The sequence below is a fragment of the Mesorhizobium loti R88b genome, assembly GCF_013170845.1.
Lineage (GTDB): Bacteria > Pseudomonadota > Alphaproteobacteria > Rhizobiales > Rhizobiaceae > Mesorhizobium > Mesorhizobium loti_B.
On record NZ_CP033367.1, the window covers coordinates 3,828,521 to 3,850,851 of the forward strand.

General features: G+C 62.9%; 24 protein-coding genes and 1 riboswitch. Of the genes, 10 read left to right on the forward strand and 14 right to left on the reverse strand.

The window, feature by feature from the left end; translation table 11 throughout:
• Nucleotides 1-18: 18 nt before the first annotated feature.
• The 8 genes from EB235_RS18665 to EB235_RS18700 form a co-directional block, all read right to left on the reverse strand.
• Nucleotides 19-1,344 carry a sensor histidine kinase gene (locus EB235_RS18665; RefSeq protein WP_027029548.1) on the reverse strand — a complete coding sequence of 442 codons (1,326 nt, stop codon included), beginning with the start codon at nt 1,342-1,344 and terminating at the stop codon, nt 19-21.
• Entirely contained in the window at nt 1,341-2,108 is a 768-nt protein-coding gene (locus EB235_RS18670) for a response regulator (protein WP_027029547.1), read from the reverse strand. Before EB235_RS18670 ends, EB235_RS18665 begins: the two co-directional genes overlap by 4 nt.
• A 17-nt stretch (nt 2,109-2,125) precedes the next feature.
• Nucleotides 2,126-2,992, reverse strand: coding sequence for a MipA/OmpV family protein (locus EB235_RS18675; protein ID WP_027029546.1), 867 nt, complete (start codon nt 2,990-2,992; stop codon nt 2,126-2,128).
• Nucleotides 2,993-3,285: 293 nt separating this feature from the next.
• Nucleotides 3,286-4,185, reverse strand: a complete 900-nt coding sequence (gene sucD / locus EB235_RS18680; protein ID WP_027029545.1) for a succinate--CoA ligase subunit alpha — start codon at nt 4,183-4,185, stop codon at nt 3,286-3,288.
• A gap of 14 nt (nt 4,186-4,199) precedes the next feature.
• Nucleotides 4,200-5,384, reverse strand: a complete 1,185-nt coding sequence (locus EB235_RS18685; RefSeq protein WP_027029544.1) for a malate--CoA ligase subunit beta — start codon at nt 5,382-5,384, stop codon at nt 4,200-4,202.
• 37 nt (nt 5,385-5,421) lie between these two features.
• Nucleotides 5,422-6,375 carry an HpcH/HpaI aldolase/citrate lyase family protein gene (locus EB235_RS18690; RefSeq protein ID WP_027029543.1) on the reverse strand — a complete coding sequence of 318 codons (954 nt, stop codon included), beginning with the start codon at nt 6,373-6,375 and terminating at the stop codon, nt 5,422-5,424.
• Between the two features lie 13 nt (nt 6,376-6,388).
• The gene (locus EB235_RS18695; protein ID WP_027029542.1) at nt 6,389-7,579 is read right to left on the reverse strand and encodes an aminotransferase class V-fold PLP-dependent enzyme; all 1,191 of its coding nucleotides are present in this window, start codon (nt 7,577-7,579) and stop codon (nt 6,389-6,391) included.
• 124 nt (nt 7,580-7,703) lie between these two features.
• Nucleotides 7,704-8,372 carry a response regulator transcription factor gene (locus tag EB235_RS18700; RefSeq protein ID WP_080680752.1) on the reverse strand — a complete coding sequence of 223 codons (669 nt, stop codon included), beginning with the start codon at nt 8,370-8,372 and terminating at the stop codon, nt 7,704-7,706.
• A 384-nt stretch (nt 8,373-8,756) separates the two neighbouring features.
• On the opposite strand from EB235_RS18700, the gene mgtE reads away from it, so the two are divergent.
• Together mgtE and EB235_RS18710 are read left to right on the forward strand one after the other, a co-directional pair.
• A complete protein-coding gene (mgtE, locus tag EB235_RS18705; RefSeq protein ID WP_027029540.1) occupies nt 8,757-10,169 on the forward strand; it encodes a magnesium transporter in 1,413 nt (470 codons plus the stop codon).
• A gap of 153 nt (nt 10,170-10,322) precedes the next feature.
• On the forward strand, nt 10,323-10,709 hold the full coding sequence (locus EB235_RS18710; protein ID WP_006203215.1) for a MerR family transcriptional regulator: 387 nt from the start codon (nt 10,323-10,325) through the stop codon (nt 10,707-10,709).
• An 8-nt stretch (nt 10,710-10,717) separates the two neighbouring features.
• Here EB235_RS18710 and EB235_RS18715 read toward each other — a convergent pair whose 3' ends face one another.
• A complete protein-coding gene (locus EB235_RS18715; protein ID WP_027029539.1) occupies nt 10,718-11,194 on the reverse strand; it encodes a methyltransferase family protein in 477 nt (158 codons plus the stop codon).
• Nucleotides 11,191-12,189 (reverse strand): DUF1624 domain-containing protein, encoded by a 999-nt coding sequence (locus EB235_RS18720; RefSeq protein WP_027029538.1) that lies wholly within the window; start codon nt 12,187-12,189, stop codon nt 11,191-11,193. The genes EB235_RS18715 and EB235_RS18720 overlap by 4 nt, the downstream gene beginning before the upstream one ends.
• 220 nt (nt 12,190-12,409) lie before the next feature.
• Here EB235_RS18720 and EB235_RS18725 point away from each other — a divergent pair, with 220 nt between their 5' ends.
• The gene (locus EB235_RS18725) at nt 12,410-13,609 is read left to right on the forward strand and encodes an MFS transporter (protein WP_027029537.1); all 1,200 of its coding nucleotides are present in this window, start codon (nt 12,410-12,412) and stop codon (nt 13,607-13,609) included.
• A 3-nt stretch (nt 13,610-13,612) separates the two neighbouring features.
• Here EB235_RS18725 and EB235_RS18730 read toward each other — a convergent pair whose 3' ends face one another.
• Nucleotides 13,613-14,788: an aromatic ring-hydroxylating oxygenase subunit alpha gene (locus EB235_RS18730; RefSeq protein WP_027029536.1), complete on the reverse strand. Its 1,176-nt coding sequence runs from the start codon at nt 14,786-14,788 to the stop codon at nt 13,613-13,615.
• 143 nt (nt 14,789-14,931) lie between these two features.
• A riboswitch (cobalamin riboswitch) is annotated at nt 14,932-15,129 on the forward strand.
• A gap of 33 nt (nt 15,130-15,162) precedes the next feature.
• Here EB235_RS18730 and EB235_RS18735 point away from each other — a divergent pair.
• The 4 genes from EB235_RS18735 to cobO are packed head-to-tail and all read left to right on the forward strand — an operon-like array spanning nt 15,163 to nt 17,285.
• Nucleotides 15,163-15,342 carry a CbtB domain-containing protein gene (locus EB235_RS18735; RefSeq protein WP_027029535.1) on the forward strand — a complete coding sequence of 60 codons (180 nt, stop codon included), beginning with the start codon at nt 15,163-15,165 and terminating at the stop codon, nt 15,340-15,342.
• A 15-nt stretch (nt 15,343-15,357) separates the two neighbouring features.
• On the forward strand, nt 15,358-16,161 hold the full coding sequence (locus tag EB235_RS18740; protein ID WP_027029534.1) for a CbtA family protein: 804 nt from the start codon (nt 15,358-15,360) through the stop codon (nt 16,159-16,161).
• Nucleotides 16,154-16,669 (forward strand): bifunctional adenosylcobinamide kinase/adenosylcobinamide-phosphate guanylyltransferase, encoded by a 516-nt coding sequence (cobU, locus tag EB235_RS18745; protein ID WP_027029533.1) that lies wholly within the window; start codon nt 16,154-16,156, stop codon nt 16,667-16,669. The genes EB235_RS18740 and cobU overlap by 8 nt, the downstream gene beginning before the upstream one ends.
• Before the next feature lies 1 nt (nt 16,670).
• A complete protein-coding gene (cobO, locus tag EB235_RS18750) occupies nt 16,671-17,285 on the forward strand; it encodes a cob(I)yrinic acid a,c-diamide adenosyltransferase (protein ID WP_027029532.1) in 615 nt (204 codons plus the stop codon).
• Here cobO and cbiB read toward each other — a convergent pair.
• Nucleotides 17,282-18,256, reverse strand: coding sequence for an adenosylcobinamide-phosphate synthase CbiB (cbiB, locus tag EB235_RS18755; RefSeq protein WP_027029531.1), 975 nt, complete (start codon nt 18,254-18,256; stop codon nt 17,282-17,284). The two genes, cobO and cbiB, sit on opposite strands and share 4 nt — an antisense overlap.
• Here cbiB and cobD point away from each other — a divergent pair.
• Nucleotides 18,255-19,301 carry a threonine-phosphate decarboxylase CobD gene (gene cobD, locus EB235_RS18760; protein ID WP_027029530.1) on the forward strand — a complete coding sequence of 349 codons (1,047 nt, stop codon included), beginning with the start codon at nt 18,255-18,257 and terminating at the stop codon, nt 19,299-19,301. The genes cbiB and cobD overlap by 2 nt on opposite strands.
• A complete protein-coding gene (locus tag EB235_RS18765) occupies nt 19,298-19,807 on the forward strand; it encodes a tyrosine phosphatase family protein (protein ID WP_027029529.1) in 510 nt (169 codons plus the stop codon). The genes cobD and EB235_RS18765 overlap by 4 nt, the downstream gene beginning before the upstream one ends.
• A gap of 4 nt (nt 19,808-19,811) precedes the next feature.
• On the opposite strand, the gene EB235_RS18770 is transcribed toward EB235_RS18765, so the two are convergent.
• Together EB235_RS18770 and EB235_RS18775 are read right to left on the reverse strand one after the other, a co-directional pair.
• A complete protein-coding gene (locus tag EB235_RS18770) occupies nt 19,812-20,615 on the reverse strand; it encodes a creatininase family protein (RefSeq protein WP_027029528.1) in 804 nt (267 codons plus the stop codon).
• A gap of 55 nt (nt 20,616-20,670) precedes the next feature.
• A complete protein-coding gene (locus EB235_RS18775) occupies nt 20,671-21,054 on the reverse strand; it encodes a RidA family protein (protein WP_027029527.1) in 384 nt (127 codons plus the stop codon).
• Nucleotides 21,055-21,320: 266 nt separating this feature from the next.
• On the opposite strand from EB235_RS18775, the gene EB235_RS18780 reads away from it, so the two are divergent.
• Complete coding sequence (locus EB235_RS18780; protein WP_027029526.1) at nt 21,321-22,325, forward strand: ABC transporter substrate-binding protein; 1,005 nt, start codon at nt 21,321-21,323, stop codon at nt 22,323-22,325.
• Nucleotides 22,326-22,331 lie beyond the last annotated feature (6 nt).

A 22,331-nucleotide genomic window follows, 5' to 3' on the forward strand; every position in this document is an offset into this window, starting at 1 on the left:
GCGACCGACGCCAAGCGTTCATGACGGCAGGATACCTGGTCCATTCGGCAGATCGACGGTAACGACGAGCCCGGTTGGCTGGTTGTCATGCAACTCGATCTTGCCGCCGTGACCCTGGATGATATCCGCTACGATCGACAGGCCCAGGCCGAAACCGTGCTTCGACGCAACGCCGCGTGACATGTCCTCCTTGAAGAATGGTTCGAAGACGCGGGAGCGCGCCGTCATCGAAATGCCTGGTCCATCGTCGCCGATCGCGATGCGCGCCGCTGTGTCGGTCTGCGTCAATGCGACGGTGACGTTGCCAGCGAATTTGACCCCATTGTCGCACAAATTGGTGATCGCACGCGCCAGCGCATTGGGTTTGCACCAGCCAAGAAGCCTGTCCGGTCCGGAATAGGAAACCGAGAACCCGACATCGGAGAATTCGGCACAGACGGTTTGCAGCACGCTGGCAATGTCGGCTCGCTGCAGTTGTTCCGTCGAGACATCGTTGCGCAGATAGGTCAGCGTCTCATCGATCAGATCCTCGATGTGCTGGACATCGGACAGTATGGCGGTTCGAACGGGGCCATCCTCCATGCGCTCGGCGCGAAGCCGCAGCCGCGTCAAAGGCGTGCGCAGGTCGTGGCTAACGCTGCGCAACATGCGCGTGCGATTTTCGATCATCGTCCGGATACGCGTTCTCATCCTGTTTAGAGCACGGGCCAAGTCTATCATTTCGATCGAGCCGCGTTCGACGAAGAGCTCGTCGCTATTCTCAATCTCGGCCGAACTTACAGCCGCCGAGATCCGCTTCAGCGGGTCCGTTACCGCCCATACCGCAAACAGCCAGATCAGGATGGGCAAGGCGACGAAAGCCATGAACCTGTAAAACGAGGCACGGACGAAGCCTGATGTCAGCCAGGAATCGGGCATGCCGAAATGCGCCAGGACGCTCTGCTGGTCCAGATCGACGACAAACGCGTATTGGCCGTCGATCCTTATCCAGCGTCCATCAATGGGCCCACTGTCCATTCGAAAGAGCCATTCGATGCTCCGCCATTGCAGATAGGAATACGGAATGGCGCGGATCTGTTGGCTGGGCAGGATCTTGAAATCAAAGCCGGCGCGTGTCGCCGCGGCCAGAATCGCACCACGATCCTCCGTTGGTGTTTTGCGCAACAAGGCAGCGACAACGGCAGCTCGCCTGGCGCTGTCTTCCACGACTGGAAGGTCAACATTCTCTATCAAACCTTCGACGACCGATCCGACGGACATGATCGTAATCACCGCGGCGAAAATGATTGCCGTGAACTGCCCACGCACCGACTGGGGCAGGAAACGGCAGACCAAACCCCTCACGCCTCCTCCACCGTCGCGGTGAAGATGTAGCCACCCAGCCGAACAGTCTTGAGGAGCACCGGGTCGCGCGCATCCTTTTCGATCTTCTGGCGGATCCGGCTGACATGGACATCGACGCTTCGCTCGATCGGCCCGGCAAGCCCGGCATGGGTTACGCTCAGAAGCTCCTCGCGCGAAAGAACCCGGCCGGCATTGCGGCAAAACGCCAGCAGCAGATCGAATTCATGCGTCGTGGTCGCAACCCGCGCATTGCTTGGGTCATGCAATTGCCGGCGAACGGGATCGAGGCGCCAGCCGTTGAAGCGCAGCACCTTCGATCGGTCCCGCTCGTCGGGCGCGTAAGCGGTGCGGCGCAGCAACGCCCGTATCCGTGCCGTCAGTTCGCGCGCGCTGAACGGTTTGGTCACGTAATCGTCGGCGCCGATCTCCAGTCCGAAGATGCGGTCGATTTCCTCGCCAAGCGCGGTCAGCATCAGGATCGGAACATTCGTGTGCGCACGAAGCCGGCGGCAGATGCTGAGGCCGTTCTCGCCAGGCAGCATGATATCGAGCACGATCAGATCGAATTTCTGGCTACGAAGTGCTGCGTTCATGCGCACGCCGTTGCCGGCGATCTCCACGATCATGCCGTTTTCGGTGAGTGTCTCGCCCAGCATGCGCGCGATCTCGATATCGTCTTCGACAATGAGGATATGCGGCTCGTGCCTCGGGGATTTGAACTCGGCGTTCAAATCGATACGGCCGGCGTTTGCCGCAGCCTGCATTGGCAGATGTGTGGGCATCAAAACCTGTATCCGACAAGGAGCATCCCCGAGGGCTGGACCTTGTCGACGACCACAGGGCTGTCGGCGGCATCCCCCACAAGAATGCCGACCCCCGCCTGGCCACGCACCATCCAGTTCTGATTGAGCATATATGTGGCGGAAATCGAAAAATCGGCACGCTTCAATCCGGCGCCGGCATCATACTGGGCCAACCCCGAGCGAACCGATTGTTCGGGCGTGACGCCAAAATAGGCCTGCATGTATTTTTCGTCGGCGAAAACGACCGATGCGCTGGCGCCGACCATCAAGGATTGGGAGAGAGGCTGGGTCAGCTCAATGCCAAGCGTGCCCTCCAGGCCGTCGCTGCCGCCGACGGTCTGGTCCAATTGCGCGAAGATTTCCGCCGGGCCGAACTTCAGCGCCGCCTTGCCGCCGACGATCGCGCCCATGTCGACATCCCCCAAGCCGCGCAGATGATCGGAATCGTCCTCCTTGCGGCCCATGTCATAGCCAAGCCGCGCGCTGAGTTCGAACGGCCCGTGTTCATAGACGGCGACGTTGGCGCCCGTCGGATCGATCGTCACCGTATCGAGGAATGTCGCCGATACGAAAGGCACCGGCATGACCTTGAATTCGTTGCTGCCCTCGTATTTGGGGACGATGATGGCGCCACCGCCAAGGACGACATGCCAGTCCGTCAGTTTCTGTTCGAAGCGCCCGAAGCGCGAAGGATCGGGCGGCGGGGTCAAATCCCCAGTATCGGCATCAGTGTCGACGGCAATGGCGTCCGCCGCCAGCACGATCCCCGGATGCGTTGAAAACAGGATTGCCATCGCGGCAAGAGAGGCCCGGCCGGCGAAGATTCCAGAAATCATTTTGAACATGCATGCTCCACAGCAGCGAGGCAGTAAGAGCCCCCTGATGCTGCGACTATTTCAGGCCAAAGTGGCTGCATGCGTGAAGTGATATTAAGTTTTGTTGCGCAATCTTGGTCTGATCTTGTCGCCTGCGCGGGCGCGCCGAAACGGCGGATCGTTAAATTCGGGGCGTGTTTGATAGCCTTCGCGCTGTGCAAATTCCTGAAGTCGATTTTCCAGGACACTGGCGGCGGGTCATGCCGACCGCGCCGCCGCCTCGTGTTTCCCGCAACAGCCTGGATACCGCCTGACAGTGGAAATCAGGCAGCCTTCTTCATCCTGGTCAGCGTGTCAGCGACTACCTCACCAAAAGACGACGGCGTCGGCACGATGATGACGCCGGCCTCCTTCAGGATCTCCACCTTCTCCTGCGCCGACTCGCCGAAGGCCGAGATGATGGCGCCGGCGTGGCCCATGCGGCGGCCTTTTGGGGCGGAAAGGCCGGCGATGTAGGCGATCAGCGGCTTGCGCATGTTGTCGCGCGCCCAGATCGCGGCTTCGGCTTCCTGCGGCCCGCCGATCTCGCCGATCATCACCACGGCGTCGGTGTCGTCGTCCTGTTCGAACAGCTTCAGCATGTCCTTGAAGGAGGAGCCGTTGATCGGATCGCCGCCGATGCCGACGCTGGTCGACACGCCGATGCCGAGCGCCTTCATCTGCGAGGCGGCCTCGTAGCCCAGCGTGCCGGAGCGGCCGACAATGCCGACGCGGCCGGGCAGATAGATCGAGCCCGGCATGATGCCCATCAGCGCCTGTCCAGGCGTGATGACGCCGGCACAGTTCGGGCCGATCAGCCGCATGCGGTCCTCGTAGCGGTAGCGCAGCATGTAGCGCTTGACCTGCATCATGTCCTGCGAGGGGATGCCGTCGGTGATGCAGACGCAGAGTTTTATCCCCGCGTCCGCTGCCTCCATGATCGAATCGGCGGCGAAGGGCGGCGGCACGAAGACGATGCTGGCTTCCGCGCGGGTCTCGCGCACCGCGCCCTTGACTGTGTTGAAGACGGGCAGGCCGAGATGCTTCTGGCCGCCCTTGCCGGGCGTGACGCCGCCGACCAGCTTGGTGCCATAACGTTTCATGTCCTCGGCATGGAAGCTGCCGATCTTGCCGGTAAAACCCTGGACGATGACCCGGGTGCTGCGATTGAGCAGGATTGCCATTTTTTCGACCTCCCTCAGGCTGCTTTTTTCTTGGTGGCCGCGCGCCAGGCGGCGACGGCTTTTTCGGCGGCTTCGGCCAGCGTGTCGGCAACGATCACCGCCTCGCCGGAATCGGCCAGGATACGGCGGCCTTCCTCGGCCTTCGTCCCGGAAAGCCGCACCACCAGCGGCACGTTGACGCCGACCTCGCGTATCGCCTTGATGACGCCCTCCGCGACCCAGTCGCAGCGGTTGATGCCGGCGAAGATGTTGACCAGGATGGTCTCGACATTCTTGTCGCCGAGCACGGCGCGGAAGGATTTCGCCACCCGCTCGGGCGAAGCGCCGCCGCCAATGTCGAGGAAGTTGGCCGGCTCGCCGCCGGCGATCTTGATCATGTCCATGGTTGCCATGGCGAGCCCGGCGCCGTTGATGATGCAGCCGATGTTGCCGTCGAGGCCCACATAAGAGAGGCCGCGGTCGCTGGCGAAGGTTTCGCGCGGGTCTTCCTGGCTCTTGTCGCGCAGCTCGGAGATTTCCGGGCGCCTGAACAGGGCGTTCTCGTCGAACGACATTTTTGCGTCGAGCGCGATCAGATTGCCGTCGCGGGTCACCACCAGCGGATTGATCTCCAGCATCGAGGCGTCGTAGTCGCGGAACACCTGGTAGCAGCTGAAGATGGTCTCGGTCGCCTTGCCGATCAGATTGTGGTCGAGGCCAAGCCCGAAGGCGATCTCGCGTGCCTGGAAACGTTGCATGCCGACGCCGGGATCGACCGATGTGCGCAGGATGGAATCGGGCGCCTTTTCGACGATGTCCTCGATTTCCATGCCGCCGGCGGCCGACGCCACGATCATCACGCGCTCTTCCTTGCGGTCGAGGACGAAGCCGACATAGAGCTCCTGCGCAATGTCGACGGCTTCCTCGAGATAGAGCCTGGAGATCAGCTTGCCGCGCGGACCGGTCTGCTGCGTCACCAGCTTGCGGCCGAGCATCGCTTCGGCGGCACTGGAGATCTCCTCGTCATTGGCGCAGAGCTTGATGCCGCCAGCCTTGCCGCGGGCGCCGGAATGCACCTGCGCCTTCAAGACCCATTTGCTGCCGCCGATCTCGCGCGCCCGGTAAGTCGCCTGCTCGGGGCTGTAGGCCAGTCCGCCGCGCGGCACATGCACGCCGTGGCGGGCGAGCAGTTCCTTGGCCTGATATTCGTGTATGTCCATTTTGTCCTCCCTGAACAGTCGATGCGTGGCGCGGTCGTTAGCTAATCAGTTGGCCGGCGCGTTCGATGGCCTCGTTGACCACCAAGACATTCCTCGCCATGCGCTCCGACGCGGCGTCGATCATCTTGCCGTCTAGTGCGGCCGCTCCCTTGCCCTGCGCCTCGGCCTCCTTCAGCACTTCGAGGATGCGCCTGGCGCGGGTGACCTCCTTTTCCGGCGGCGAGAACACGTCGTTGGCGAGCGCAATCTGCGAGGGGTGGATCGCCCATTTGCCTTCGATGCCAAGCGCCGCGGCGCGCCTTGCGGCTGCCTTGTAGCCTTCCGGGTCGGAGAAATCGCCGAACGGTCCGTCAATCGCGCGCAGGCCGTAGGCGCGGCAGGCGACGGTCATGCGCGACAGCGCGAAATGCCACTGGTCGCCGGGATAGTCGGGGTTGAGGCCGCCAATGTTGACGGTGCGCGCCTTGCAGCTCGCCGCGTAATCGGCGACGCCGAAATGCATGGCTTCCAGCCGTCCTGATGTGGCGGCAATGGCCTCGACATTGGCCATGCCGAGCGCGGTCTCGATCAGCGCCTCCAGGCCGACACGGGTCTTGAAACCCTTGGCCATCTCGATCTGGTTGACCATGGCCTCGACCATGTAGAGGTCGGCCGGCACGCCGACTTTCGGCACCAGGATCGTGTCCAGCCGGTCGCCGGCCTGTTCCATCACGTCGACCACGTCGCGATACATGTAATGGGTGTCCAGCCCGTTGATGCGCACCGAGACGGTCTTGCCCTTGGCGCGCCAGTCGATGTCGTTGAGCGCCTGGATAATGTTCCTGCGGGCGCGTTCCTTGTCGGGTGGGGCGACCGCGTCCTCGATATCGAGGAAGACGAAGTCGGCGGCGCTGTTGGCCGCCTTGTCGATCATCTCCGGGCTGGAGCCTGGAACCGCGAGCTCGCTGCGCTGCAGCCTGAGCTTCTTCAAATGATTGATGGTGTGGCTCATCGTCGGCTCCCCCTCAGGCCGCTTCGGCGACCGGCACGGCGGCAGAGGCGCGGAAATGCTGGATGGCGGCGCCGACGCCGGAGCCGGGCGCCAGCCGGACGCCGCAGTCGAGCAGCGCCATTTCGGCGGCCGACAGGGAGGCCAGCACCATCACCTCGTTCAGCCAGCCGAGATGGCCGATGCGGAACACCTTGCCGAACACCTTGTTGAGGCCGCCGCCGAGCGATGTCTGGTAGGTGGCGTAGGCGCGCCTGACGACATCGCCGCTGTCGATGCCATCAGGCACCAGGATGGCGCTGACCGTATCGGAGTGCCATTTCGGCGCTTTGGCGCAGAGCTTCAGGCCCCAGGCATCGACCGCCTTGCGCACGCCTTCGGCGAGGCGATGGTGGCGGGCGAAGATGTTGTCCAGCCCTTCCTCAGCGATCAGGTCGAGCGAGGCGCGCAGGCCGCGCAACAGCTGTGTAGCCGGCGTATAAGGAAAATAGCCGGCATCGTTGGCGCGGATCATGTCTTCGAACGAGAAGAAGCAGCGCCGGTGGGTGGCGCCCCGCGAAGCGACGAGCGCCTTCTTGCTGACTGAGAGGAAACCGAGGCCGGCGGGCAGCATGAAGCCCTTCTGCGAGCCGCTGACGGCGCAGTCGACGCCCCATTCCTCCTGGCGGAAATCGATCGAGCCGATCGACGACACGCCGTCGACGAAGAGCAAAGCAGGGTGGTTTGCGTCGTCGAGTGCTGCGCGGCAGCCGGCGACGTCGCTGGTGACACCGGTCGCCGTCTCGTTCTGGGTGCAGAAGATGGCCTTGATGCGATGCGCCTTGTCGGCCTTCAGCCGCTCGGCGTAGAGCTCGAGCGGGACGCCGGTACCCCATTCGCAGTCGATGACATCGACCTCGAAGCCAAGCCGCTCGGCCATGTCGACCCACAGATGCGAGAACTGGCCGAAGCGCGACATCAGCACGCGGTCGCCGGGGCTAAGCACATTGGTCATCGCCGCTTCCCAGGCGCCGGTCCCGGAAGACGGGTAGATGAAGACGCGGCCGGTCTCGTTCTTGAAAACCTTTTTGATGTCCTCGAACAGCGGCAAAGTAAGATCGGGGAAGGATGCGGCGCGCATGTCCTCCATCGGCAGGTTCATCGCCTGCCGGACCTGTTCGGGAATGTTGGTCGGCCCGGGAATGAAAAGATGGGTGAAACCGGCCATGGTGCGAACTCCTCCTGATCCAGCAAAGCGGTGGTGGGGAGTTTCGTTTCGACGGCTAATGCCAACAACACCTTGGCGGGTAACATCTCGCCGCGCGCGGGTGGGGGTAGCCTACCCGGTTGACCTACCCGAAAGGCTGCTTCTGGGTACGCCGCTCTCGCGAATATAGCGCGACGGCCATCGCCCGGTTGCGGACATCAAGCTTGTCGTAGAGATTCTTGAGGTGGTACTTCACCGTGTTCTCGGAAATCCCGGTCCGCGTCGCGATCTGCAGATTGGTCCAGCCGTCGGAAAGCACCGCCAGCAACTCGCGCTCGCGCACCGTGAGCAGCGCCAGGGGTGTATCGTTGACCTTGTTGATGTCGATGTAGGGGATGCAGATGCGTCCATGCGCGACCGCCAGGATCGTCTCGAAGATGATCGAGGGATCGTCGAACTGGAAGCAGTAACCCTGGGCTCCAAGCCGCACGCACTGTTTCAGGATGCCGATGTCATGATCGTTTGAAAACACCGCGATGCGCACATTGAGCTTGCGGCTGTGAACCTCGGCCAGGACGTCCGCGCCATCCATGTCGGCGAGCTTCCAGCCGATCACGGCGACGTCGAATTCGCCCGCCATTGCCAGTTCCAGGAAATGCCTGCCGCTTTGCACCGAAGCCAGGAGTTCGAAGCGCCCGTCGCATTCCAGCATTTCGCGCAGAGCCGATACGACGAGCGGATTGCGTTCGGCGACGACCACGCGAACGCGCCGCTCCTCGATTTCCTTGTCCGCTGTCTGCGACCTGATCTTCAAGGTTTTCCGGCTGTTCTGGTTTACGGTTGGGCGGGTCGAGCAAGTGGCTGACCTGCATCATGACAATTCTGCCTCAACCGTGCAGGGGTGCTCTTTCCCCAGCGACATCAGCTGTCGCGCGGCTTGAAGCTGGCGTTGCATCATCTTTTGACGAAATCGGGATCGCCAGGCGACGCAGCGAGGTAAAAATCGGCACCGATGGGCAAGGCTGCTTTTCACTCAGAAATCCAGTGGGTTAGAGTGGCGGGCTGCGAAGCCGAATGGCCTCGTATCCCTGTCTTTCTTCTGTGTTGAGGGTTGGGCTTAAAACCGGTTTCCCCTTTTTGGGATCATGGTCTAGACCTGACAGGGACCTTTTTGGGATTCTGACGGCGGGAGGCGCTGGTGGAGGACAAGCAGACGACCTCCGCCAAGGCGGCTGACGACGCCCGCGCCGACATCTATGGCGAGGACGGTGCGGTCCTGTCGTCCTTCCTGGCGCAGATCGGCGCGGCCATCGCCGATCGTGACACGCTGACGCTGAAGCGCGACGTCGACGATCTGCACCAGTCGGAACTCGGCGATCTCATCGAGGCTCTACATCCCGAACAGCGTCGTGCCTTGGTCGAGCTTCTGGGCACGGACTTCGACTTTTCGGCGCTCACCGAGGTCGACGAGACGATCCGCCGCGACATCGTCGATCATCTGCCCAACGCGCAGATCGCCCAGGGCGTGCAGGAGCTCGATACCGACGACGCGGTCTACATTCTCGAAGACCTTGAAAAGGAAGATCAGGACGAGATCCTGTCGCAGCTGCCGTTCACCGAACGGATCAGGCTGCGCCGCTCGCTCGACTATCCCGAAGAGACCGCCGGGCGGCGTATGCAGACGGAGTTCGTCGCGGTGCCGCCGTTCTGGACCATCGGCCAGACCATCGACTATATGCGCGAAGACAAGAACCTGCCTGAGCGCTTCAGCCAGATCTTCGTCATCGACCCGACCTTCAAGCTGCTTGGCGCCATCGACCTCGACCAGATTCTGCGCACCAAGCGCACGGTCAAGGTTGGAGAGGTCATGCACGAGACGCGCCACGCCATTCCGGCGACGATGGACCAGGAAGAAGCGGCGCGTGAGTTCGAGCAGTACGATCTTCTCTCCGCTGCCGTCGTCGACGAGAACGAGCGGCTGGTCGGCGTGCTGACCATCGACGATGTCGTCGACGTCATCCAGCAGGAGGCCGAGGAAGATCTGCTGCGCATGGGCGGCGTCGGCGACGAAGAGCTTTCCGACAGCATTTTCTCGACGTCGCGCTCGCGTGTTCCCTGGCTGCTGATCAATCTCTTGACCGCATTCCTCGCGGCTTCGGTGATCAGCCTGTTCGACCGCACGATCGAGCACATCGTGGCGCTTGCCGTGCTGATGCCGATCGTCGCCGGCATGGGCGGCAATGCCGGCTCGCAGACCATGACCGTCACCGTGCGGGCGCTGGCGACCAGGGATATCGACATCTACAATGCCGGCCGCATCATCCGCCGCGAAATGGGCGTCGGCTTCATCAACGGCGTCATCTTCGCTGTCCTGATCGGCATTGTCGCTGCGGCCTGGTTCCAAGATCGCAATCTGGGCGGCATCATCGCGGCGGCGATGATCATCAACATGTTCGTGGCAGCACTTGCCGGCATCCTAATCCCGCTGCTGCTCGACCGGTTCAAGATCGACCCGGCGGTCGCTTCTGCCGTCTTCGTCACCACGGTGACCGATGTCGTCGGCTTCTTTGCCTTCCTCGGTCTCGCCACATGGTGGTTCGCCGTGCCGTGAAGGCCGAAGCGTCTCTCAATTGACTTTTACGTAAATGCCGTGCGAGGCTTGCGCGGGGTGCCATGTCGATTCCGCCATGGCACGGGTTTGGTTCGGGACGGAAGGGCGCGCCGCCTTGGCGACCGCCTTGAATTCCGGGGTGCGGGAGTGACAATGCGGGAATATTATTCGATCACCGAGCTGACCCGCGAATTCGACGTGTCGACGCGGACGCTGCGGTTCTATGAGGATGAGGGGCTGGTGCAGCCGGTACGGCGCGGGCGTACGCGGCTGTTTCGTCCGTCCGACCGCCATCTCATCCGGCAGATCATGCGCGGCAAGAGGCTCGGCTTCTCGATCAACGAGATCCGCGAAATCATCCAGATGTACAAGGAACCGCCCGGCGAGGTCGGTCAACTCAAGCTGATGATCAAGCGCATCGAGGAAAAGCGTGAGGATTTAAGGCAAAAGCGCCGCGACCTCGAGGAGACGCTGGCCGAACTCGACCAGGCCGAGGAATCCTGCGTCGAGCGGCTGGTGGAGCTCGGCGTCAACACCTGAGCCGCTGTTCAAATCCAGCGCCGCACCCGTTTGGCGTAGTCCCGGTATTTCTTGCCGAACTTCGCCGCCAGGATCTTTTCCTCGCCCTCGATGGCGACCTTCTGCGTGACGAAGGCGGCAATGAAGGCAAACAGGAAGAACCAGGCTATCCCCGAGACAAAGGCGACACCGATCAGCATCAGCGTCAACCCCAGATAGATCGGGTTGCGGGTGATGCCGAATGGGCCTGAGGTGACGAGATGCTCGGGCAAGGCGGTCGGACTGAGCGTGGTCTTGGCCCGCATCATGGTGCGGATGGCGGTGACCCAGAGTGCCGCTGCGCCGAACAGCACCACCCAGCCGGCGGCGAACAGCAGGTCGCCCAGCAGGTCGCCGATCCAGGGCAGCGGATAGAGCATGCCGAGGATGACGCTGATGGCGATTGCCGCGGCGTAGATCACCGGTGGCCAAGGTATTACCCCGGGCTTCGGCTGTGTTTCGGTCATTGCGTTCCTCCCTCGTCCACCTTGTCTTCGGTCTGGGCCGTGCAACTGGCGGCCAGATCGCCCAGATGCGCCCGGAATTCCGCAGTCTGGTCGTTGTTGTAGAGCCGATCAAGAGAGCCTTCGCCCTGCAGCGTCGTTAGCATGCAGCCGCAATAGCTCGAACAGAAGGTCGCGTTGCGCGTCTGTTCGCACGACACTTGGCAGGTTTTCAGGAACTCCACCTGCGGGGTTTCGGCCGGGGCGGGCATCACCTGCGAAAAAAGCCAGACGCAGCCGAACAGTATCGGTTGGTGGATCAGGTAGAAGGCAAGGCTGTGCCGGCCGATGAAGAGCAAGGGATTGGCCCAGCGGCCGGGCGTAAGGCTCGCCAGCCGCTCCAGCAGACCCGAGGTAGAGGCAAGCTTGGCCACTGCGAGGCCGGCAAGCACCACGCCGAACCACGGGAACAGCGGCACGTAGTCGTTGGAGCGCGGATTGATGGCCGAAAGGCCGACCCACCACAGCCAGGGATGATCGAAGGATTCCAGACTGACATAGAAGGGCACCACGATAATCACCGCCGATACCAGCAAGGTGAGCAGTGCCGGCAGGCGCAGGAAGGCGAGGCCGAGCAAGCTTGCCAGCGCTATCTCGTGCAGGATGCCGAAGAAGATGAAACCGCCTGGCGTAACGAACCAGGTGACTGCAGATATGGCAATCGCCGCCACGGCGACCATCGCGAAGCGTTTCCAGAAGCCGGTCCAGCGGATCTGTCTGCCGTGAGCGAGGAACAGGCTGACGCCGACCAGGAACAGAAAGGTCGAGGCGATGCAGCGCGCGTAGATCTTCCACCCGCCGAAGGCGGTGAGGCCGGGATCGGTGTAGTGAAAATTCTCCAGGTCCCAGGTGAAATGGTAGCTCGCCATGGCCAGCAGCGCGATGCCGCGCACGATGTCGATGGCGACGATGCGCCTGGATGGCTCCGGAACGGGTGCGGTCGGCGTATGGATGGTCATGGTCTCGCGATCTGATTCAGCCCTTGCCTGAGGACTATCACGGTTGGGCGGGACAGAAGAAGGCCGGGAACACGGCGATGCCGGCATCGAGCGGCGCTTTAGGCCAGAGCCGGGAAGCCTTTGACCGGTTTCGCTTTTTGCCGGTTACGCGTCGGTTTCCTCTTAATCGCCGGGGAATGGCCACGGCAGATTTGACCGGTGATTCTGCTTTGGGGAAGCAATGTCCACCCATGTGCGCCATCCGATCTGGCTCCCGGCCCTCAAGGCCGCGGATGCGCGCACCTTCGCCTCGCTCTACGCGGTCGAATCATTTGCCCGCGCCACGGTGTCGAGCGTCATCCCGATTCAGGCCTACGAAATCCTCCACAACGAGCAGATCGTCTCGATCCTCTACACGGTTGTGGCGATGATGGGCCTGTCGGTGACCTTGTTCATGCCGATGCTGATCCGCCGCTTTGCCCGGCGCTGGGTCTACACCGCGGGTGCCTGTCTGCTGGCGATCGGCTCGCTGTTCTTCGTCACCCATACGCTTGCCGGGCAAATCGCCGGTATGCTGTGCCGCGTCATGGGCGCCAGCGCGCTGTCGATCACGCTCAACCTCTACATCATGGATCACATCCGCAAGACCGACTTCATGCAGGCCGAATCGCTGCGCATGGCGTGGTCGATGTTTGCCTGGACCGGGGGGCCGACGCTCGGCATCTTTCTCTACGCGCATTTCGGCATCTATGCCGCGCATGGCGCGGTGGCCGTGTTTGCGATGGCTTTGCTGGCGCTGTTCTGGTTCTATCGGCTGAGCGACAACCAGTCGATCCAGCCTGGCAAGACACGACCGGCCAATCCGCTCGCCAATATCGGCCGTTTCGTCGCACAGCCGAGGCTGAGACTGGCGTGGCTGATCGCCTTCGGCCGCTCCTGTTTCTGGTCGACGTTCTTCGTCTATGGGCCGCTGTTCATGGTCATCACCGGGCAGGGCGCTATTGTCGGCGGCCTCTTGGTCTCGGCCGGCAACGCACTGTTGTTCATGGCCATCTTCTGGGGGAAGGCTGGAAAACGCTTTGGCGGCCGGCGGACCATGACCTTTGCCTATTTCGCCATGTCGGCCATGCTGCTGGCCGCGGGCACGGTGGGAGCGACCGCGCCGTTGCTGACGGGGGCCTTCCTGCTTGGTGGCGCGTTCTTCACCATCGCGCTGGACGCATTGGGTTCGACCGCCTTCATGCGCTCGGTACGCTCCTATGAGCGGGCGCAGATGGCGGCGGTCTACCGCACCTATCTCGATTTCTCAGAACTGACGCCGCCGCTGGTCTATTCCGTCGTGCTGATCTTCTTCGGGCTGGGCTCGGTGTTCATCACGCTCAGCCTGCTGGCGGCGGTGTGCGGCTTCGTGACCTGGCGCTATCTGCCGAAGTCCCTGTGACGATCAGACAGAAAGCGCTGCGTGCCGCTCACGCACCCAGTTGTGGAAGCGGTGCAGTTCATATTCCTCGGGCATCAGCACGCCGGCTTCATGGCGCATCGAGCGCAGGCCCCTCTGGTTGACCTCGCAGATCGCCGCATCCTCTTCCAGCACCTGCGTGCCGAAGGCGACGATGTTGTCGATGTCGGTTGATGGGTCGCTGAGCGCCTCGGGCGTGAACAGCCATTCGGCGACAAGCTCCGTCTGTTCGGGACCGAGCGGCACCAGCCGCACGGTCCTGACATAGTCGACATGACCGACGATGAACATTGAAGGCAGGCTGGTGGCGTAGGTCTGGCCGGCTGCACGTTCGGCTGGTGTCAGCACCGGGAAAACTGGTCCATGGGCCTGGCCATCACGCGACCAGGTTTCGGCCCCGGCGCGCAGGCCACCGGAAAACTCCGGCGCGTCATTGTCGGCATGGCGCGTCCATTCGGGATCGTCGTGGCGGCTCATCAGGCCGCGACCATAGATCGGCACCAGCCGCGACAAATCCTTGTGAACGCCCGGGCAATGCAGGCACTCGTTGAAGTTTTCCCAAAAGATCTTCCAGTTGCAGTTCATCACCTTGCGCAGCACATGGCCAGAGACCAGCGCTTCCAGCGGCCAGTTGCCGAGATTGCCGGAGGCAGGGTCGAAGGATGCCTGCGCCGAGCCTGCCGCGTCTTCCTGCAGATTGATGAACACGAAGCCGCGCCACACCGAAAGGGCGACGCGATAGAGCGGGTGGTCGGCCTTGTCGAAACCATCAGGCAGCGATTTCGACGGCACGCGCACGAGGTCGCCGCGCAGCGAATAGGACCAGGCGTGATAGGGGCAGGTGATCAGCCGCGCCTTCAGCCGGCCCTCGCTCTCCTGGCAAAGCTGCGAACCGCGATGCCGGCAGGTGTTGTGGAAGGCGCGCAGCTCGCCAGTGTCGTCGCGCAGGACGACGATGTCCTGCGTGCCGATGCGGAACCGACGGAAAGCCAGCGGCTGGGCCAGATCGGCCTCGCGACAGACGAGCAGCCAGTTTTTGTACCAGATGGCATTAAGGTCGCGCTGATAGGCTGCCGCATCCCAATAGGCCGATGAGGGCAGCGTCGGCTCGGCCCGGGTCAGGCCGTTATAGGGATCGCGCTCGCTGGCAATGGGCTGCATGGCTGGCTTCCTGTGAGGACGCCAGCCGACACCCGGCCAGCACAATTGTCAATTGTCGTGCCCAGGACCACTGGTCTTGTCGGCATGGCGCAATCGCGCTGCTTGCCGACGGAATTTGGTTTGCCGCGTGTCGTGATTTTCCCTATAGTCACGCAGTCGTCGGTTCCGTTTTGGAGCCAAGAGGGAATGCGGTGCGGGCTCGTTTGTTGCCCAATGCCGTGGCTGCCCCCGCAACTGTGTGCGGTAGTCCTCTCCATATGCCACTGAAGATTCGTCTTCGGGAAGGTGGAGAAGGGCGCTGATCCGCGAGCCAGGAGACCTGCCGGCGACGGCAAAACTGACAGGCCCTCGGGTGGAGGGTGAAAGGACAAGATATGACTACTGCTTCCGTCTCCCTCGGCGCCTCCGTCTCCTCGCAGTCGCGCTTCATGCAGCTGGCGCTTGCCGCGCTGCTCGGCACCTTCATCATCGGGTTTGTCGGCTTCTCGCATATCGATGCGGTCCACAATGCTGGTCATGACAACCGCCATTCGATGGCATTTCCCTGCCACTGACGAGGATCTGACATCATGAATCTGTTTCGCAACGTCGTGTTCATCGCGGCGATCGCAGGGCTCGTGGCCGGCGTCGTTCTTGCCTGCATGCAGGCCTATGCCACCGCCCCTCTCATCCTCCAGGCCGAAGTTTACGAAAAGGCCGGCGCCGGCCATCAGCACGACCATGCCGCGGCACCGGCCGAGAACGCTGCTGGCACCAATGCCGCCAGCAGCACCGCGCCCGCTGCAAACACCATGAGCATGGCGCCAGCCGCCGCGACTGCGCCCGAACATGAGGATGAGGGCTGGGAGCCTGCCGACGGCTTCGAGCGTCACGCATACAGTGCGGTTTTCAATGTCGCCACCGGCATCGGCTTCGCGCTGATCCTGGTTGCGGTTTCCGAATTCGCAGGCGGCATCGGCAATTGGCGCCAGGGCGTGTTCTGGGGGTTGGCTGGTTTCGCCGTGTTCACGCTGGCGCCCGGTCTCGGCCTTCAGCCCGAACTGCCGGCGATGCCTGCGGCCGATCTCTTGCCGCGCCAGATATGGTGGACGGCAACGGCAGTGGCGACAGCGATCGGTCTCGCTTTGATTGCTTTCCGCAGATCGCTGCCGCTGGTGATCCTGGCAGTGGCGTTGATCATTGCACCGCACATCGTCGGCGCACCACAGCCAGACAGCTTCGAGACACCGATCCCGGAAGGCCTGCACCACCAGTTCGTGGTGGCGGTGACGTTGACCAATCTGGTGTTCTGGCTGGTGCTCGGCGCTGTCGTTGGCGTGGTGCGTGGACGCTTCACCGGCACCGCGAGCAGCCTGCGCGACAGCTTTGCCTAATCGCAGCAAGCTGACCTTCATCATCGGCGGCGCGCGCTCCGGAAAGAGCGCGCACGCCGAAATTCTTGTGACGGCCTCGCCCTCACCATGGGCGTATATCGCCACAGCGCAAGCCTATGACGACGAGATGCGCGAGCGCATCGCACTGCACCGCTTAAGGCGCGGCGAGGGCTGGACGACCATCGACGCAGCGCTCGACCTTGCCGGTGCGCTCGAGGCCTTGCCCGACAACCAGCCGGTGCTTGTCGACTGCCTGACGCTGTGGCTGACCAATCACATGCTGGCCGAGCACGACCTTGTCGCCGAATGCCGGCGGCTGGCGGATGTGTTGTCGCGGCCGCGTGGACCCTGGTTCGTGGTATCCAATGAAGTCGGGCAAGGCATCGTGCCCGACAATGCGCTGGCTCGCCGTTTTCGCGATGACGCCGGTCGGCTCAACCAGCAGGTTGCGGCAGTTGCCGATACGGTGCTGCTGATGGTGGCGGGGTTGCCCCTCAAGGTGAAATGACATGACCGACATCGACGATAAGGACGAAGAGCGCCATCGCGCCAAGATGGCCAAGCGCAAGGCGGTGCAGGACGCCGAGGTGGCGAGCAAGACGGTCGAGAAAGGACTGCTGATCGTCAACACTGGTCCGGGCAAGGGCAAGACGACAGCCGCCTTTGGCCTGGCGTTGCGGATGCTCGGCTATGGCAAGCGCGTCGGTGTCGTCCAGTTCATCAAGGGTAAGTGGCATACCGGCGAGAAGGATGCTTTCGCCGCCTTCGGCGACCGCGTCGTCTGGCATGCGATGGGCGAGGGCTTTACCTGGGAGACGCAGGATTTGAAGCGCGACGTCGCGGCGGCGGAAGCCGCATGGGCCAAGGCGCTTGAGTTAATCGCCGATCCCTCGATCAGCCTCGTCGTGCTCGACGAGTTGAACATCGCGCTGCGCTACGACTATCTCGATCTCGACACGGTGGTTGGCGCGCTAAAGGCGCGTCGCGAAGGCCTGCATGTTGTCGTCACTGGCCGCAATGCCAAGCCGGCGCTGGTCGAGGCGGCCGATCTGGTCACCGAGATGGGCGTGACCAAACACCATTTTTCGGCAGGCGTGAAAGCGCAGCAGGGGATCGAGTTCTAGAACGCCAGAACCGTGATCGCCGAGACCAAACCGAACAGCGCGATCAGTAGATAATCGGCGACGCGATAGAGCGTCAGCGCCCGCCTGATGTCGCCGCTGTCGACGTCGCGGCGGCCGCCTTCGCCCATGAAAACATCGTCGACCACGATGCCGCCATAGCTGCGCGGTCCGGCAAGTGCCAGGCCAAGCGCGCCGGCCATCGCCGCCTCCGGCCAGCCGGCATTGGGCGAGCGGTGCTTCTTCGCGTCGCGCCACACCGCTTGCTGGGCGCTGCTGGGATCGGCGCCCTTGACCAGGAAAGCCGCCAGCACGATCAGCAAAGCTGTCAGCCGCGAGGCCGGCAGGTTGATCCAATCATCGAAGCGCGCGGCGGCCCAGCCGAAGGCCTCGTGACGCGGGGTGCGGTGGCCGATCATCGAATCGGCGGTGTTGGCGGCCTTGTAGGCGGCACCGCCGGCCAGACCGCCGACACCCGTCCAGAAGGCGGGGGCGACGATGCCGTCGGAAAAATTCTCGGCCAGGCTTTCGATCGCCGCCCGGCAGACGGCGGCGCGGTCGAGCGCCTCGGGATCGCGGCCGACGATGCGCGAGACGGCGACGCGGCCCATGGCCAGGCCGCCCGAGTCAAGCGCGTCAGCCACGGCCTCGACATGGTCGTAGAGGCTTTTCTGCGACAGCAGCGATGTCGCCAGAAGGGCGGCAATGAACAGCCCGAACGGAACGAACCAGAGCAGAACAAGCTGCACGCAGAGACCAATCACCGCCGGCAGCAGCACGATGACCAGCAGCGCCCGGACACCATTTTGGCGACGCAGCGCGTCGGGATCAGTGGCGCGGTTGAGCCTGATGTCGAGAAAGGATATCAGCCTGCCGAACCATGTTACGGGATGGCCGATGGCGCGGAACAGCCAGTCCGGATAACCCAGGACGAATTCGACGGCCAAAGACAGGAAAGCGATCAGGACTGACATGAAGCTTCTTGATGGAGCGGTGGACCACGGTGGAAGTCTTGGCCGGGCGAGGGTGCTTTTCCCCAACGCGGTGCTGCCTTTCGTCGACCTCTCGACTGGTATCAATCCGCACTCCTACCCGCTTTTCGACCTGCCCGCCACCTCGCTATCGCGATTGCCGGAAGCGGGACGCGGGCGTGAGCTGACAGAAATCGCGGCCAGAACCTACGGCGCGCCGTCGCCTGCCAACGTCGTGGCGGCTCCGGGCACACAAATCCTGCTGCCGCGCGTGGTCTCGCTGGTGAGGCCCGGCAAGGCACTGGTGCTGGGGCCGACCTATGCCGAACATGCCCGCGCAGCGGCGATCGCCGGGCACGAGGTGAGCGAAGTCAGCGATTTCACGGCGCTGGCTGACGCTGACCTCGCCATTATCGTCAATCCCAACAATCCGGATGGTCGCGTCATCGAACGCGACCGTCTGCTGGTGCTAGCGGACAGGCTGCGCACCAAGGGCGGGCTGCTGGTGGTCGACGAGGCATTCATGGATGTGGGCCCGCGCGAGCACAGCGTCGCCGGTGAAGTCGGTCTGGGTGACATCGTCGTGCTGCGCTCGTTTGGCAAGTTCTTTGGGCTGGCTGGCCTTCGGCTTGGCTTCGCGCTTTCCGATGCCGCGACTGTTCAACAGCTGGAAACGCAGTTCGGGCCTTGGGCCGTCGCCGGTCCGGCGCTGGAATATGGTATTCGGGCGCTAGGCGATATCGGCTGGCAGGACGCGATGCGGGCATCCCTTGCTGAGGCCGCGGCGCGGCTCGACGCGCTGTTCGGCCGCTTCGGCGTGCCCGTCTCGGGCGGCACCACGCTGTTTCGCTATCTCAGCCTGCCGGATGCGGCCAGCCTATTTTCCGCCCTTGGCGAGCGCGGCATCCTGCTTCGGCATTTCAACGATCGACCCGATGTCTTGCGCGCGGGTCTGCCGGGGAGTCAGGAGGAATGGCAGCGGCTCGAATCTGCCCTTGCCGAATGGGCGGCGCAGCGCGAGGATCGATCGAAGGGTTCCAAACAATGATCCATGTCTGCTCGCTGGCAAAAATTGAGGAAACGGTGGCCAGGACCGGCGCCGACCGCATGCTGTCGCTGCTTTCCGTCGGGACCGATGTGACGCGTCCTACCTCGATAGCGAGGGAAAACCATCTGCATCTCGTCATGCACGATATCGCGGTGGCGCAGGACGGCATGACCATGCCGGGCGAGGAACATGTGCGCAATCTGCTCGATTTCGCGCGCCGCTGGGACCGAGCCAAGCCGATGGTCGTGCATTGCTATGCCGGCATCAGCCGTTCGACCGCTTCGGCCTATATTATCGCTGCCGCACTGGCGCCAAGACGTGACGAGGCAGAGCTGGCCAAGACGTTGCGGGCGCTGTCGCCCTCGGCGACACCCAATCCGCGGTTGATCGCTGTGGCCGATGTGCTTCTAGAGCGCAACGGCCGCATGATCGAGGCGATCGAATCGATCGGGCGCGGCGCCGACGCCTTTGAAGGCATGCCGTTCGCGCTGAAGATCGATAGTTAGGCGGCTACTTCAGCCACTCGACAAGCTTTGCCTTGCGCACATCCCTGAGCAGGCTGATGAACCCGTCGGCCTGATGCTCCGCCGTCAGCCGGCCCTTTTCGGCCGTTGCGATGCTGGCGTCGCCGACCACGCCGTTGGGGTTGAGATCGCTGGCGATCCAGGCGAAGGCATGGGTGCCGGTGTGGCGCAGCAGCGAAAATTCCTTCTCGGCCTTGGCGACGTTGGAAACGAAATTGTCGGCCTTGGCCATCTCGACCAGGTCCGGCCGGAAATGTAGCATCAAGGACGTCTCGACATCGCCGCCATGGATGCCGTGACGGTCCTCGAGTTCGGTGTACATGCCGGCCGGACGGCCAAAGCGCTGCCAACTGGTTTTTACGGCCAGCATCTTTTCGCGCACCCGCAATTCGCGCGTGATGATGCCCATGATCTCCTCATTACCGCCATGCGAATTGACGACGATCAGCTTGCGCACGCCGGCGCGCGCGATCGACACGCCAAGCTCCGTCCAGGCCTCGATCAGCGTCGTTGCCGGCAAGGTGAGGGTGCCCGGCGCGTGCAGGTGCTCGTTGGACTTGCCCACCGCCTGAACCGGCAGGATGCGGATGTCGAGATCGTCTGGCAGGCGCGAAATGACCGTGTCGAGCATTCCGTTCATGATCGAGGTATCGGTCGAGACCGGTAAATGCGGCCCATGCTGCTCGATCGCCGCCACCGGCAGCACGGCAATCGTTGCCTCTGGATCGATCGAGGCGTACTCGGTCGTCCGGTAGTCGCCCCACCACACGCGTCTTTTGGCTACGGTCATGTCATGCCTCTTGAATGGATGAGCCAGACCTAGCGCGACAGAACTTGTCTGTCGATCACCCGGCGGCGATGGCCTCGACCTCGACCTTGAATTCGGGCCGGGCAAATCCGCTGACGATCATCAACGTCGAGGCGGGCGCCGGGCTTGAAAACAACCGGTCGCGAACGTCCATATAGGGGCGCAGATGCGCGCGGTCAGTGACATAGGCGTTGATGCGCACGATATCCCCGAGCCCTAGCCCCGCCTCGCCAAGCACTGCCTCGATGTTGCGGAAACAGAGCTCGGCCTGGGCACCAGCGTCTTCGGGGATCTGGTCGTCCGCCGTGATGGCGACCTGGCCTGAGCACAGCACCAGCCGCTTGCCCGGGGGCACCTCGACACCATGGCTGTAACGGGCAAAGGGCGGCTTGATCGACTTGGGGGTGAGGAATTTGAACATGACAGTCTCCTGGATGCCGCCAGCCTAGGGCGGCATGTGTTGCAGCTTCAAGATGGCGGTGCAAGTTCCCGGTGCGATTGTGGACAGGCGTTTAAAAAATAGGCACGATGCCTCCGGTGCAGCACGACCTTTCCGGCTTTCGCAGATGGCTGTGGTGCAGGCGGGCGGGTCCCGGCGCAAGACGCCGGTGGCATGTGTCTTGCTTCTTGAATCTTTGGTGTCGAGCCTGGCGCGTGACGCGCCGGAGCAAACAAAGGGTGGTGTCGATGTACGTAAAACAGAAGATCTCGGTGGCGGTGGTGGCCTTGCTTGCCGCCAGCACGCTGGGTGCGGCGGCGAATGAAAAAGTCACTTTCGGCACCAACTGGTTGGCCGAGCCGGAACATGGCGGCTATTACCAGGCCGTGGCGGACGGCACCTATGCTGCCTGCGGCCTCGACGTCACCATTATGCAGGGCGGCCCGCAAGTCAGCGGTCGGCCGATGCTTTTGGCCGGCAAGATCGATTTCTACATGGGCGGCAATCTGCTGTCGGCCTTCGACGCCGTCCAGCAAGGCATTCCGATGCGCGTGGTGGCCGCCGACTTCCAGAAGGACCCGCAGGTCATCATGTCCCACCCCGGCGAGGGGCTCGACAAATGGGAGGATCTGAAGAACGCCGACCAGTACATACTGGGTGACGAAGGCGTGCAAACCTTCTTCCAGTGGATGGTAACTGCGCTCGGCTTCGACGCCGCCAAGCGCGCGCCCTACACCTACAACACCGCTCCTTTCCTCGCCAACAAGAAGTCGATCCAGCAGGGCTACGTCACCTCGGAGCCGTTCGCGGTCAAGAAGGAAGGCGGCTTCGTGCCGAACCAGTTCCTGCTCGCCGACTATGGCTGGGATACCTATTCGACAACGATCGAGGTGATGCAGGACACGATCGACAAGAAGCCGGAGGTCGTCCAGTGCTTCGTCGATGGCTCGGCCAAGGGCTGGTACAAGTACCTCTACGGCGACAACAAGGCCGCCAACGACATGATCAAGAAAGACAATCCTGACATGACGGACGACCAGATCGCCTTCTCGATCGACCAGATGAAGAAGTTCGGCCTTGCCGATTCGGGCGACACGGAAAAACTCGGCATCGGCGCCATGACCGACGCGCGCATCAAGAGTTTTTACGACAAGATGGTCAAGGCCAAGGTCACACCCGCCGGCATCGACATCACCAAGGGCTACACGCTGGCCTTCGTCAACAAGGGCGTCGGGCTCGACCTCAAGAAATAGGCCAGC